12 protein-coding genes are annotated in these 13,250 nt (G+C 74.2%); 5 read left to right on the plus strand and 7 right to left on the minus strand.

The window, feature by feature from the left end:
- Positions 1 to 25 precede the first annotated feature (25 nt).
- Positions 26 to 3,802: a hydantoinase B/oxoprolinase family protein gene (locus ACFVUY_RS11045; protein WP_387729127.1), complete on the minus strand. Its 3,777-nt coding sequence runs from the start codon at positions 3,800 to 3,802 to the stop codon at positions 26 to 28.
- A gap of 139 nt (positions 3,803 to 3,941) precedes the next feature.
- Here ACFVUY_RS11045 and ACFVUY_RS11050 point away from each other — a divergent pair, with 139 nt between their 5' ends.
- A complete protein-coding gene (locus ACFVUY_RS11050) occupies positions 3,942 to 5,096 on the plus strand; it encodes an NAD(P) transhydrogenase subunit alpha (protein WP_387729130.1) in 1,155 nt (384 codons plus the stop codon).
- A 28-nt stretch (positions 5,097 to 5,124) separates the two neighbouring features.
- Here ACFVUY_RS11050 and ACFVUY_RS11055 read toward each other — a convergent pair whose 3' ends face one another.
- The 5 genes from ACFVUY_RS11055 to ACFVUY_RS11075 form a co-directional block, all read right to left on the minus strand.
- Positions 5,125 to 5,736, minus strand: a complete 612-nt coding sequence (locus ACFVUY_RS11055; RefSeq protein WP_387729133.1) for a hypothetical protein — start codon at positions 5,734 to 5,736, stop codon at positions 5,125 to 5,127.
- Positions 5,737 to 5,888: 152 nt separating this feature from the next.
- The gene (locus ACFVUY_RS11060; protein WP_387729136.1) at positions 5,889 to 6,422 is read right to left on the minus strand and encodes a flavodoxin family protein; all 534 of its coding nucleotides are present in this window, start codon (positions 6,420 to 6,422) and stop codon (positions 5,889 to 5,891) included.
- A 121-nt stretch (positions 6,423 to 6,543) separates the two neighbouring features.
- Entirely contained in the window at positions 6,544 to 7,422 is an 879-nt protein-coding gene (locus ACFVUY_RS11065) for a universal stress protein (RefSeq protein WP_387729139.1), read from the minus strand.
- A gap of 132 nt (positions 7,423 to 7,554) precedes the next feature.
- The gene (locus ACFVUY_RS11070) at positions 7,555 to 8,223 is read right to left on the minus strand and encodes a cation transporting ATPase C-terminal domain-containing protein (RefSeq protein WP_387729141.1); all 669 of its coding nucleotides are present in this window, start codon (positions 8,221 to 8,223) and stop codon (positions 7,555 to 7,557) included.
- A 12-nt stretch (positions 8,224 to 8,235) separates the two neighbouring features.
- Positions 8,236 to 8,478, minus strand: a complete 243-nt coding sequence (locus ACFVUY_RS11075) for a DUF1918 domain-containing protein (RefSeq protein WP_387684285.1) — start codon at positions 8,476 to 8,478, stop codon at positions 8,236 to 8,238.
- A 163-nt stretch (positions 8,479 to 8,641) separates the two neighbouring features.
- Here ACFVUY_RS11075 and ACFVUY_RS11080 point away from each other — a divergent pair, with 163 nt between their 5' ends.
- The 4 genes from ACFVUY_RS11080 (at position 8,642) to ACFVUY_RS11095 (ending at position 11,434) form a co-directional block, all read left to right on the plus strand.
- Positions 8,642 to 9,337, plus strand: a complete 696-nt coding sequence (locus ACFVUY_RS11080) for a CBS domain-containing protein (RefSeq protein WP_387729143.1) — start codon at positions 8,642 to 8,644, stop codon at positions 9,335 to 9,337.
- Between the two features lie 9 nt (positions 9,338 to 9,346).
- Positions 9,347 to 9,949 carry a CBS domain-containing protein gene (locus tag ACFVUY_RS11085; RefSeq protein WP_387729145.1) on the plus strand — a complete coding sequence of 201 codons (603 nt, stop codon included), beginning with the start codon at positions 9,347 to 9,349 and terminating at the stop codon, positions 9,947 to 9,949.
- A gap of 194 nt (positions 9,950 to 10,143) precedes the next feature.
- Positions 10,144 to 10,431, plus strand: coding sequence for an SHOCT domain-containing protein (locus ACFVUY_RS11090; RefSeq protein ID WP_387684279.1), 288 nt, complete (start codon positions 10,144 to 10,146; stop codon positions 10,429 to 10,431).
- 22 nt (positions 10,432 to 10,453) lie between these two features.
- Entirely contained in the window at positions 10,454 to 11,434 is a 981-nt protein-coding gene (locus tag ACFVUY_RS11095) for an Acg family FMN-binding oxidoreductase (RefSeq protein ID WP_387684277.1), read from the plus strand.
- Positions 11,435 to 11,437: 3 nt separating this feature from the next.
- On the opposite strand, the gene ACFVUY_RS11100 is transcribed toward ACFVUY_RS11095, so the two are convergent.
- Positions 11,438 to 13,180 (minus strand): GAF domain-containing protein, encoded by a 1,743-nt coding sequence (locus tag ACFVUY_RS11100; protein WP_387729147.1) that lies wholly within the window; start codon positions 13,178 to 13,180, stop codon positions 11,438 to 11,440.
- Between the last annotated feature and the right edge of the window lie 70 nt (positions 13,181 to 13,250).

Below are 13,250 nucleotides of genomic sequence, written 5' to 3' on the forward strand. Positions count from 1 at the left end.
CTCGGTCGGTGGTGGGGGAGTGAATCTACCCGGCCCGCCCCGGACGGGTTGTGCACGAGGACGTCGGGGCCGCCCCGGCCCGGCCCCGCGCGTCCATCAGGGCCGTCACGGAGGCGTCCAGCCGCTCCTCCAACGCTCGCGTCGTGAGCTCCTCCCGGACCAGTGGGCCCGGCCCCGGCCCGCCGACCGGCCCGGGGCGCTCCACCGCCCAGGCCCAGGTCTCCGCCGGCAGGGGTTGCGTGCTGCTCATCGCCGAGCCGCCGTGGCCGCCTCCGCCGGGGGTGCGGATCTCCAACGCGTCCCCGGCAGCGACCTCGGCGCTGCCGCAGCCGGGCAACTCCTCGACGGTGCCGTCGGTGCGCAGGACGAGGTTGGCGCCGAGGGTGCCCGGGAGGCCGCCGGCGAGGCCGTACGGTGGGACGCGGCGATGGCTGGTGAGCAGGCTGACCGTCATCGGTTCGCGGAAGCGCAGCCGCCGCAGGACGCCGTTGCCGCCGTGGTGGCGCCCGTTGCCGCCGCTGTCCGGGCGGACGGCGAACTCCTCGACCAGGACCGGGAGCCGCCATTCCAGGACCTCCGGGTCGGTGAGGCGGGAGTTGGTCATGTGGGTCTGGACGGCGTCCGCGCCGTCGAAGCCCGGGCCGGCGCCGGAACCGGAGGCGATGGTCTCGTAGTACTGGTGCTCGGCGTTGCCGAAGCTCAGGTTGTTCATCGTGCCGGATCCCTCCGCCTGCACGCCGAGCGCGGCGTAGAGCGCGCCGACGATGGCCTGCGAGGTCTCGACGTTCCCGGCGGCGACGGCGGCCGGATACTCCGGGGCGAGCATCGAGCCGGGTGGCACGACGATCCGCAGCGGGCGAAGGCAGCCGTCGTTGAGCGGGATGTCGTCGGCGACGAGGGTGCGGAAGACGTACAGGACGGCGGCGGTGACGACGGCGGAGGGGGCGTTGAGATTGCCGTCGAGTTGGGGTGAGGTGCCGGTGAAGTCGATGGTGGCGCTGCGGTCCCGGCGGTCGACGCGCACGGAGACGGCGATCACGGCGCCGGAGTCGGTCTCGTAGCGGTACGAGCCGTCGCTCAGCCCGTCCACGGCGCGGCGCACCGCCTGCTCGGCGTTGTCCTGGACGTGCCGCATGTAGGCCTGGACGACGTCGAGGCCGAAGTGCCCGATCATCGCGTTGACCTCGTCGACGCCCTTGCGGTTGGCGGCGATCTGGGCGCGCAGGTCGGCGAGGTTGGTGTTCGGGTCGCGGGACGGGTACGGCGCGCCGGTGAGCAGCCGGAGGGTCTCCTCCTCGCGCAGCCGCCCGTCCACCACCAGCGGCCAGGTGTCGAAGAGCACGCCCTCCTGGTGGATCTCGCGGCTCCCGGCGGGCATCGAACCGGGGGTGATGCCGCCGATCTCGGCGTGGTGGCCGCGGGAGGCGACGAAGAACAGCATCTCGCTGCCGGTCGGGTCGAAGACAGGGGTGACCACGGTGATGTCGGGCAGGTGGGTGCCGCCGTGGTACGGGTCGTTGACGGCGTAGGCGTCGCCCGGGCGCAGCTTCGGGCCGAGACGGCGCAGCACCTCCTTGACGGTGGTGCCCATCGAGCCGAGGTGGACGGGGATGTGGGGGGCGTTGGCGACGAGGTTGCCGTCCGGGTCGAAGAGCGCGCAGGAGAAGTCGAGCCGCTCCTTGATGTTGACCGACTGGGCGGTGGATTCCAGCCGGGCGCCCATCTGTTGGGCGATCGCCATGAAGAGGTTGTTGAAGACCTCCAGCAGCACCGGGTCGGCGGCGGTCGGGACGGCCTCCTCGGCGGCGGCCCCGACCTGCTCGACCAGGAGGTGTCCGGCGGTGGTGACGGTGGCCCTCCAGCCGGTGTCCACCACGGTGGTGGCGTTGGCCTCGGCGATCACGGCGGGTCCGGTGACGGTGTCGTCCGCGCGCAGCGACTCGCGTCCCAGTAGCGGGACCTGCCGCCACCCGCCGCCGGTGTACATCCCGACGGTGACGGGCTCGGCCGGAGTGGCCGCGGGGGAGAGGGCGCCGAGTTCGGGCTGTTCGGTGAGGCCGGTGCCCTCGACGGCGAGGGCCTCGATCACCAGTGGGCGGTCCATCAGGAAGGAGTAGGTGGAGCGGTGCCGCTCCTCGAACTCGGCCCGCATGGCGGCCGGTTCTCCCAACGGTACGGTGATCGTGGTGTCGGTGCCCTGGTAGCCCAGCCGGACCCGGCGGGCCAGTCGGATCCGTCCCTGCGGGACGTCCTGATCGCGCAGCTCGGCGGTGGCGGCGCGCGCCAGTTCGTCGGCGAGCCCCAGTACCGCTTCCATCTCCTCCTCCGCCAGGGGCCGTTCGACCGCCTGCTCGCGCAGGACGGTGGTGTCGGCCAGACCGATGCCGAGGGCGGACAGCACCCCGGCCATCGGCGGGACGAGGACGGTGCGGATGCCCAGTGCCTCGGCCACGGGGCAGGCAACCTGGCCGCCCGCGCCGCCGAAGGTGGTCAGGGCGTAGCGGGTGACGTCGTGACCTCGCTGGACGGAGATGCGCTTGATCGCGTTGGCGATGTTGCCCACCGCGATCCGCAGGAAGCCCTCGGCCGCCTCCTCGGCCGACAGGTCGCCGATCCGTTCGGCGAGTTCGACGAATCGGCGTCGCGTCAGCCGGGAGTCGAGCGGTTGGTCGCGCTTCGGGCCGAAGACCTGCGGGAAGTGCTCGGCCTGGATGCGGCCGAGCAGCAGGTTGGCGTCGGTGATGGTCAGCGGCCCGCCGCTACGGTAGCAGGCCGGTCCGGGGTCGGCGCCGGCCGAGTCCGGACCGACGCGCAGGCGTCCGCCGTCGAAGCGCAGCACCGAGCCGCCGCCCGCCGCGACGGTGTGGATGGCCAGCATCGGTGCCCGCAGCCGTACCCCGGCGACCTGGGTGGTGACCACCCGCTCGTACGCGCCCGCGAAGTGCGAGACGTCCGTGGAGGTGCCGCCCATGTCGAAGCCGATCACCTGCTCGTGGCCGGCCAGCGCGGACATCCGCACCATGCCGACGATGCCGCCGGCCGGGCCGGACAGGATGGCGTCCTTGCCGCGGAAGTGCCCGGCCTCGGCGAGGCCGCCGTTGGACTGCATGAACAGCAGCCGGACACCGGCGAGTCGGTCGGCCACCTGCCGGACGTAGCGGCGCAGCCCGGGATGGAGATAGGCATCCACCACGGCGGTGTCTCCGCGCGGCACCAGCTTCATCAGCGGGCTCACCTCGCTGGACAGGGACACCTGGTCGAAGCCGAGCCGCTCGGCGAGCCGGCCGATCTCCCGCTCGTGGGCGGGGTGCAGGTAGCTGTGCAGGCAGACCACGGCGACTGAGCGGATGCCGTCGTTCAGGCAGACGCGCAGGTCCTCGGCGAGCCGGTCGAGGTCGGGCGGTCGTAGTACCTCGCCGTCGGCGGTGATCCGCTCGTCCACCTCGATCACCCGGGTGTACAGCGGCTCGGGCAGCACGATCTCGCGGGCGAAGATCTGCGGCCGGTTCTGGTAGCCGATCCGCAAGGCGTCCGCGAAGCCACGTGTGATGACCAGCGCGGTCGGCTCGCCGGTGCGTTCCAGCAGGGCATTGGTGGCGACCGTGGTGCCCATCCGTACGGAAGCGATGGTCGCCCCGGGCGGCAGCAGGGCCCGGATACCGGCCACGGCCGGGTCCTGGTAGCGGGCCGGGTCGTGGGAGAGCAGCTTGTGGGTGAGCAGCCGGCCGTCCGGGTCGAGCGCGACCACGTCGGTGAAGGTCCCGCCCCGGTCCACCCAGAACTGCCAGCCCCTGGCTGCCATCACCGGCTCCCTCCGCCGTGCCGCGTGGCGCCCCGTGCCCGAGTGGCCCTGCGCACGAGTATCCGACCGGGCGAACCGGGCGGGCAAACGGAACATACTGGGCCTGAAAGGCCGATCCCGGAGGAAGCGGGACGAAGCGATGGCGATCACGGCGGTGGGAGTGCTGCGGGAGACCGTACCGGGCGAGCGCCGGGTGGCCCTCGTGCCCGATCTGTTGCCGGCCGTCCGCCGCCTCGGCGTGACGGTCCTGGCGGAGCCGGGCGCAGGCCTCCGCGCTGGTCACCACGACACCGACTACCGGGCTGCGGGTGCCGTCCTGGCCGGACGCGACGAGGTGCTGCGCTGTGCGGACGTGCTGCTCGGCATCCGTCCGCCGAGCACCGACCCGGTGCACGAACTGCGCCCGGGGCAGGTACTGGCCGCTCTGCTGCGGCCGCAGCGGATCCCGTTCCTGGTCCGGCAGTGGGCGGACCGGGGCGTGACCGCGATCGGCCTCGACCTGGCGCCCGACTTGCCGGCCGGGTACCCGCTGGACGCCGAGGCCTCGCAGGCCAGGGTGGCGGGGTACCGGGCGGTGCTGCTCGCCGCCGAGCACCTGGACCGCTGCCTGCCGCCCTGGGGGACCACGGACGGGCTCTTCGACCCGCTTCGGGTACTCGTGGTCGGCGCCGGGCATGCCGGTCTGCAGGCGATCGACACCGCCCGCCGGCTGGGTGCTCCGGTCGGCGCGGTCGAACCGCGGCATCGTGAGTGTGCGGCCGCCGCCGCGCTGGGAGCCGACCTGCTGTGCCTGTCCGGTGTGCACCCGGCGGTGGACGACCTGGAACTGTGGCAGTCCCTCGACCGGGACCGTACGGCGTGGGTGGCGGGGCTGGCCGAGGCCTCGGTGCGGTACGACCTCGTGGTGACGACCCTTGCCCGGCCGGGCCGGACGCCCCCGGTCCTGCTCCACACGGAGACGGTGGCCCGGCTCCGGCCCGGCTCGGTGCTGGTGGACCTGGCGGCGGGCCCGGAGGGCGGCAACATCGAGAGTGTCCTGCCGGACACCACCACGCTGGTCGGTGACGGGACCACGGTGATCGGTGCCGGCGAGCTCGCCGCGCAGGTGCCCGGGACCGCCTCGCGCGCGTACTCCCACAACGTGCTGGCGCTGCTGGAACGCCTGCTGCGGGGCGGCCCCGGCACGGAGGACCCGGTGCTCGGCCCGATGCTGGTGACCGACCGGGGTGCGGTGCGGGACGAGCCCACCAGCAGGCTGCTCATGGAGGCGACCGCCGTCGCGGGCCTGCCGTGAGATCCCGGACCCCGGCCCGCGCGTGGTTTCAGGGCCCAGGGCGGGAGAAGAGCGCTGTGTGGCGGGCGATCGCTCCCGCACGGTCGGCGCACTGCTGGTAGCAGCAGGAGAGCAGCACAAGGTCGGTGGCGTCCACCGGATCCGTCCGCTCGGCATGGAGCAGCAGCTCGTACAGGAGTCGCTGCCGTTGGCCGACTTCGTGCAGCTCCCCCAGGACGTCCGCGACGTCCTCGGGGGCGCCGGATTCCAGGGCGTGGGCGGACCGTTCGAGTGAGTCCAGCGCCGCGTCGGCTATCCCGTGCAGCGGAGCCCGTAGCCGTTCGACGAACGGTTGCCTCTCCTGGCGCGCCCAGGCGGCCTCCAGCAGCCGCTGCGCCAGGTCCGCCAGGGCCTCGACCTGGCACCCCACGTGGACGCCCAGGACGACCCCGGCCCGTCCGCCGGGAGCCGCGGCGGCGTCCTCCTCGATCCGTGTCAGCAGTTCCGCGAGGGCCTTCTCCGCAACCGGGACCCCGGCCCCGCTGTCGGCCGGATCGGTCAGTAGGGCCGTCGCGCCGCGCAGAGCGGTGTGTGCCAGCCGCACCAGCGCGGCCGACTCGCCGATGAGGGCGCGGTACCCGCCGTCGCCACCGTCAGACATCCCGTTCACTCCTGTTCCCGGTCCCCCGACCAGTCTCGCCCCGCCGCAGCGGACGTGCCTCGGTGCCCGGGGCGGGGGCGGGGCGACCTGGCGCTCGGACCGGTGCTCCAGGGCCCGGCCCTGCGTCGGGCCCTGGTTCCGGCCACCCGTGCTCAGACCAGGCCGGCGCCCCATGCGCGGGCTCGGTCGAGTTCGCCGGCGCGCAGTGGTCCGTCGTTGCCCTCCACGATGAAGCCCTCGGGTTCGGCGACCACGTCGTAGTGGTGGTGGGAGAGGCGGTGGGCGATGCCGTTGGCCGCGCCGCCGGACCTGGGCATGTCGGTCCGGGTGTCGAAGGCGGCGGCGTGGGTGCCGGACTCGGTGGTCGGAAGGTCGTGGAACCAGGCGCGCAGGCCCGGGCCCTCGGCGGTCTTTTGTGCTTCGGCGGCGGCCGCCTCGTGGCCCTCCTTGTGTCCCTCGGCCGCGGCGGCCATCCGGCGGCTGAGCCCGGAGGACATGCCGTGCATGTGGGTCGGTCCGCCGACGACCAGCAGGTCCGCGGACCGGGTGGTGTCCGCGTTCGTCTCGGACACCGGGAGGCAGTCGACGGCCGCCCCGGGGTCGGTCCGGCGGACACCTTCGGCGATGGCCTCGGCGACCTCCCGGGTGTTGCCGTACATGCTCTCGTACACGATCACGGTGTGCATGGTCTCCGCCTTTCGTCACGTCCAGGCTCGCTCCGGAACGCCCGTACCGGAGTGGGCCGTTCGGCCCGGATCGGACCGCCGGGCGGGCATGTCCACACGTGAGTGGGCTTCGGTTCCCGGTTCAGCGCGGAGCGGACGGCACCGTCACGACGGGGCAGTGGGCTCGGCGGAGCAGGCCGTGGGGTACGGAGCCGAGGCGCATGCCGGTGAAGCCGCCGTTGCCGCGGCGGCCGACGACCACCGCGAGGGCGTGTTCGGAGGCCAGGGCGAGCCCCTCGACCGGGTGGCCGTGCACGAGTTCGTGGGTCACGGTCACGTCGGGGTGGTGTTCGTGGTGACCCGCGGTGGACTCGAAGAGCATTCGGCGCAGCATCCGCTCGGTGGCGGGTTCGTCCGGGTTGCCCACCGGCGGGCGCTGCCAGACCCACAGGACGCGCAGCGCGGCCCGGCGCTCGTCCGCGTACGCGAAGGCGAAGTCGACGGCGGGCTCCGAGGACGGGCTGCCGTCCACGCCGAGCACGACGTACGGCGGGTCCTGGGTGGTGTGCTCGGGGTCGCGGACCACGACCACCGGACAGTGCGCCTGGGCGCTGACCGGGACGGCCACCGAGTAGGTACTCAGCGCCTCCTCGACCCGGCTCAGCCGGCGGGAGCCGAGGACCACGAGCGCGGCGTTGCGGGACTCCCGGCACAGTGCGGGCGCCGGGACGTCCTCGGCCACCACGGTCGTCACGCCCAGCTCGGGGTGGCGCTCCCGGGCCAGCGTGGCGGCCCGGTCGAGTGCCCGGTCGGCCCGCTCTCGCAGGGCCTTGTGGTAGCGGCCCTCGTCGAAGGGCCGGAACTCGCGGTACAACGACGGCACGGCGTGCACCAATCGCAGCGGAAGCCCCCTGCGGGCGGCCTCGTCGGCCGCCCAGGCGGCGGGCATCGAGCCGGTGTCGTGGGCGTCGACGCCGAGGACGACGGGACGGCCCGGGCCGTCGGAGCTTGCGGACGTCATGATGGTCCTCCTCGGTCCGGTGGTCCTGGTGGTCCCGGTGGTCCCGGTGACTTCGGTGAGGTCGATGACGCTGACCCTGTTCCCACGCTAGGCAGCCCCGCCTTGCGCCGCGAGGGCCGACCGGCCCGGCCGTCAGATCCCGTGCTTGAGCAGCCGGGCCGTCGTGAAGCCGACGGCTCCGGCGAGGACGGGCGCGGCCAGGTCGGACCGGCCGAGCGGCACGGTGTCGAGCAGGCCGCGGAGGAGTGGGAGGTAGAGGGCGGCGGCCGCGAGCGCGGCGGAGGCGAGGACGGCCAGCGGGAGGAACGGGTTCGCGCGGGTCAGCAGTCGTTCGCGCAGGCCCAGGACGGTGCCGAGCTGGCCGGCCAGCAGGGCGAGGAACAGGACGGTCTGCCAGGGCCGGTCGTCCTCGAGGGCCCAGAGTGCCGCGCCGAGGGCGGCGGCCGCGACCACCGCGGCGAGCAGCAGGACCCGCTGCCACACGCCGGAGCCCAGGATGTGCTGGTCCGGCGGGCGCGGCAGCCGGGTCATCGCGCCGGGCGAGGCGGGTTCCGCGCCCATGGCCACGCCGATGTCCGCCTGCCGCAGGGCGGCCGCGTCCGGATGGTCGCCGATCGCCACCGTCAGCGCGACGGCCGCGAGCAGCACGGTGATCAGGGGGTCGCGCAGCTGGGCGGCCACCCGGGTCCACAGCGGCACCCGGCGGTCGGCGGCGACCTCGTTGCGGCCGTGTTCGGCGAGCAGTCGTGCGGCCTCGGAGCCGGTCAGTTCGCGGGCCTGCGGGTCGGCGGAGACGGTCACGGCGGAGGCCCGTCAGTCGGCGAAGAGGTGCGGTTGCGGCGGGGCGGTCCGGGTGGGCGACGGCTCGTGGTCGAAGTGGTGGATCCGGGCGTCCGGCCCGGGGAAGTATTCGGTGACCCGGTCCTCGTCCGACCAGCGGACGTCGTACGGCGGGCTGCCGTCCGGGTGGTGCAGCCCGACGATCTCGCCGTCCCGGCGGGCGGCGCCCGGCCGGGTGCCCTGGACGATGATGCGGTCTCCCACGGCGGCTCTCATGCCGGCCTCCCTGGCTCGGTGCGGGGGCCGGGGACACGGCCCGGCCGTCCGTACTTCCATGGCACCACCGAACGCGGGCTCCGGCAGGGGCCGACCGGCCCTGTCCGGCGGCTCCGGACGCGCGGACAGTGAAGACGGGACCACCGGAGGAGGAATGAGGACGATGCAGCACCGCACTGTCAACGACGTGATGACCAGGGAGGTCGTCACCGCCCGGACCGACACGCCGGCCAAGGAGGTTGCGGCGCTGTTCCACCGCAACGACGTCACCGCGATCCCGGTCGTCGACGACCAGGGCCGTCCGATCGGCATGGTGTCCGAGGCCGACCTGATCCGCAAGGAGGCCGTCCTGCCGGACCCGGAGGGCCGCTACCCGGGTCGCTGGCTGGCGGAGAAGGACCGCGCCCGCGCCGAGGCGGAGACGGCCGGCGGAATGATGACCAGTCCCGCCGTCACCGCCCGTCCCGGTTGGTCGGTTCCCGAGGCCGCACGGGCCATGGACAAGCACAAGGTCAAGCGCCTGCCCGTGGTCGACGAGGCCGGCCGCCTGGTCGGCATCGTGAGCCGCAGGGACCTGCTGCAGGTCTTCCTGCGCCACGACGCGGCGATCCGGGACGAGATCAACCACGACGTGCTGGGACAGACCCTCTGGGTCGCGCCCGGAGACGTCCAGGTCGCGGTGCAGGACGGCGTGGTCACCCTGAACGGGCGCCTGAGGTTTCGCAGCCTGGTCCCGATCGCCGAACAGCTCTGCCGCGCCGTGGACGGTGTGGTCGCCGTCCACGCCACCCTGGACTGGACCGAGGACGACACCGACCGGTCCCTGGAACACCCCCGCGCCTACCGCGCGGCATCTTAGGAGGCCGCCATGACCCGCACACCGAGCACCGTCGCCGACGTCATGACCCATGCGGTGGTGGCCGTCGGCCGCGACGCGGACTTCCGCGAGGTCGCCGACACCCTCCAGCGCTGGCGGGTCAGCGCCGTCCCCGTGCTGACCGGTGACGGCCGGGTGATCGGGGTGGTCTCCGAGGCCGACCTGCTCACCGCCCGGGACCGCGACGGCGTGCGCGCCGACGCCCTGACGGCCGGGCGGATGATGTCCGTCCCGGCGGTCACCGTGCACCCCGGCAGCCCGCTCAACGAGGCGGCCCGGGCGATGGCCCGCGGCCACCTCAAACGGCTCCCGGTGGTCGACGAGGAGGACTACCTGGTCGGCATCGTCAGCCGGGGCGACCTGCTGAAGGTCTACCTCGAGGACGACCGCGAGCTCGCCGACCGGGTCCGCTTCGAGCTGGTCGCCGCCCTCGGCCCGGATGCCGCCGTCGAGAGCGACATCCGCTCCGAGAACGGCCGGATCACCCTGACGGGCGAACTGCCGGGCACCCTCTCCGGACCCCTCCTGGAAAGGCTGCTGCGCTCCGTGCCCGGCGTGGTCGACGTGGAACTCCGGCTCGGCGCGCCGGCCTGAGCGGAGGCGTGGGGACGGTCGCGTTCGCCGCTGTCGACGGAGTGACCGTCTGCCGGGACCTGCGGGACCGGATGCCCGGGCCCCGGCGGGGCCCGGCGGGCCCGCGGGGGGAGCCGAACGGCCCAAGCGGCACGCCGCTCCTCGGTCGCAAGCTGGAGGTGATCGACCTCCCGTTACGGCCCGAGGAGACGGCGATGATGTACTGGAACGACGGGGGCATGAACGGTTGGGGCATCGGCCTGATGACCGTGAGCATGCTGCTCTTCTGGGCACTGGTGGTCCTCGGCGTGATCGCCCTGGTCCGGCACCTCGGCCGGCCGGCCCCGCACGGCCCGACGCCCCCGGTAGCGCCGCCGGCCCGGCCCACCCCGGAGCAACTGCTCGCGGAGCGCCTCGCCCGCGGCGAGATCGACCCCGACGAGTACCGGGCCCGACACGCCACCCTGCGCGGCGCCGCCGGCGACCCGCCCGATTCCGGCTGACGGCGCATTCCTGGAGACGGTCATGTCCACCCTCGCCCTCGACGCCCCCGCACTGGAGAAGCTCGTCTCCGCGGCGGTCGCGGCACCTTCGATCCACAACAGCCAGCCGTGGCGCTTCCGGCTCCAGCCGGACACCTCGACCCTGGAAGTCCGGGCCGACCGCAGCCGGGCCGTCCCGGCCGCCGACCCGGAGGGCCGGGCGCTGCACATCTCCGTCGGCGCGGCCGTTCTCAACCTCCGGGTCGCCGCCCGCCACCTCGGCTGGGCACCCGAGGCCCGCCTGCTGCCCGATCCGGCCGAGCCCGACCTGCTCGCGGCGCTCCGGCTCGACACCCCGGCCACCGCGCCGGCCCCAGGCACCGAGAAGCTCTACGAGGCGATCTGGCACCGGCATTCCATCCGTACGCCGTTCACCGCCGTACCGGTCCCACCGGCCGTACTCGACGAACTGACCGCCGCCGCCCGAACCGAGGACGCCGCGCTCCACCTGCCCGACCGCACGGAGACCGCCCGGCTGCTCCACCTCACCGCCGAGGCCGAGCGCCGCAACACCACCGACGAGGCCCAGCGCACCGAGAGCCGCAGCTGGATCCGTACCGGCGAGGTACCGCGCTACGGCATCCCGGTCGGTGCGCTCGGCCCCCAGGACGCGGCCGGTCAACTGCCGATGCGCGACTTCTCCGCCATCCACGCGACCGAGCACCGGGCTCCCGCCCTCTTCGAGCACGAACCTCGGATCGCCGTGCTCACCACCGACCGCGACGGCCCGGCGGACTGGCTGCGGGCCGGCCTCGCCCTGGAACACGTTCTGCTCGCCGCCACCGTCCACGGTGTCCGTGCCTCCCTGCTGCACCAGGCCATGGAGTGGTCCTACCTGCGCTGGGAGGCCCGGGACCCGCACGACCGCCCCGGCCACGTTCAGATGCTGATCCGCCTCGGCTACGGCCCCGAGGGCGCCCCGACACCCCGCCTGAGCCCCGGCGAGGTCCTGGACCAGGGCTGAGACCTACCCCAGGGGCACCTGCCAGACCAGCTCGGTGCCGCCCTCCGCCCGGGTCCGGGCCGTGAAGGTACCGCCCAGTCCGGAGGCCCGGTCGGTGAGGTTGGCGAGCCCGCCGCGGCGGCCGGTCCCGGGCAGACCGACCCCGTTGTCCGTGACCGTCACGGTCAGCTCGTCGCCGGCGGCCACCGTGACATCCACGGCGCCGGCCCGAGCGTGGCGGGCGGCGTTGGACAGGGCCTCCTCCAGGACGGCGACGGCCGCGTCCGCGACCTCGGGAGGTACGGAGACGTCGAGCAGGCCGGCCGTCCGCAGGGCCGGGGCGAAACCGAGGGACCGGGTGGCGCGCTCGACCACCTCGGCGATGCGGGCGCGCAGTCCGGTCGCCGCCGGGCCCCTTTCCCGCAGGCGCAGGCCGAAGATGGTGGCGCGGATCGTCCTGGCCGTCTCGTCCAGGTCGTCGATCGCCCGCAGGACGCGCTCGGTCGCCTCGGGGTGGTCGATGAAGCGGGTGGCGCCCTGGAGGGTCATGCCGGTGGCGAAGAGCCGCTGGACGGCCAGGTCGTGCAGATCGCGGGCGATCCGGTCGCGTTCCCGCAGCAGGGCGATCTGCTCCGAGTCCCGGCGGCGCTCGGCGAGTTCGAGCGCCACCGCGGCCTGGCCGGCGAAGCCGAGCAGGGGAGCGGACTGGTCCTCCTCGAACAGCGGCGCGCCGGCGGCCCGGGCCAGCAGCAGCACGCCCCGGATCCCGCGCTCGGCGGTGCCGACGGGCACCGCGACCGCCGGGCCCAGCCCCTGCCAGCGCGGCGGCCCCGCCGTGACCCGCGGGTCCTTCCGGACGTCGGGGCTCACCACGAGCCCGCCGGTGCGGAAGGCCGCGCCCATGAACGAGCCCTCGATCGGCAGCACCAGGCCGCGGTGCTCCCGCTCGCCGAGGCCGACGGCGATCCGGACCTCCAGCTCGGCGGTCCCCGGCCGTGGCACGGCGACGACCGCGAGGTCCGCTCCGACGAGTTCGGTCGCCCGGGTGAGCAGCAGGTCCTGCACCTCCTGGTCCCCGCTGCCCGACAGCAGGCTGCTGGTCACCTCCGCACTCGCCTCCAGCCAGCGCTGCCGCTGGCGGGCCCGGGCGTAGAGCCGGGCGTTGTCGATGGCCACCCCGGCGGCGACGGCGAGGGTGGCGAGCACCGACTCGTCCTCGGCGTCGAAGTCGCCCCCGCCGCGCTTCTCGGTCAGGTAGAGGTTGCCGAACACCTTGTCCCGGATCCGGATCGGCACCCCCAGGAAGCTGCGCATCGGCGGGTGGTCGGCCGGGAAGCCGTAGGAGGCGGGGTGGTCGGAGAGCCGGGTGAGCCGCAGCGGTTCGGGGTGGCGGATCAGCTCGCCGAGGATTCCGTGTCCGGAGGGCAGGGCGCCGATCAGCTCGACCTGTTCGTCCGTGACCCCGACCGGGATGAACTGGGACAGTCGCTGGTCCTCGCCGATCACACCGAGTGCGCCGTACTCGGCGTCCACCAGGGTGACGGCGGCCTCCACGATGTGCCGGAGCGCCTGGGTCAGCTCCAGGTCGCGTCCGACCGCCAGCACGGCCTCCAGCAGGCTGTGCACCCGGTCCCGGGTGCCGCGGGCGGTGTTCAGCCGGGCCCGGAGCTCCTCCAGGAGCTCGTCCAGCCGCGGGTCCGGTACGGGAGCGGGGCCCTCCGACGCGTTGCCCAAGGAAATCCTCCGTGGCTCGCCCCCGATGCCCATGACCAGCGTAGGCGTGCTCGCGGCGCCCCGGCGGGCGCCCCCGGGACCCGTCAGCAGGCCGGGAGCTGCC

The sequence above is a fragment of the Kitasatospora sp. NPDC058063 genome (assembly GCF_042885395.1).
Taxonomy (GTDB): domain Bacteria; phylum Actinomycetota; class Actinomycetes; order Streptomycetales; family Streptomycetaceae; genus Kitasatospora; species Kitasatospora lactacystinica.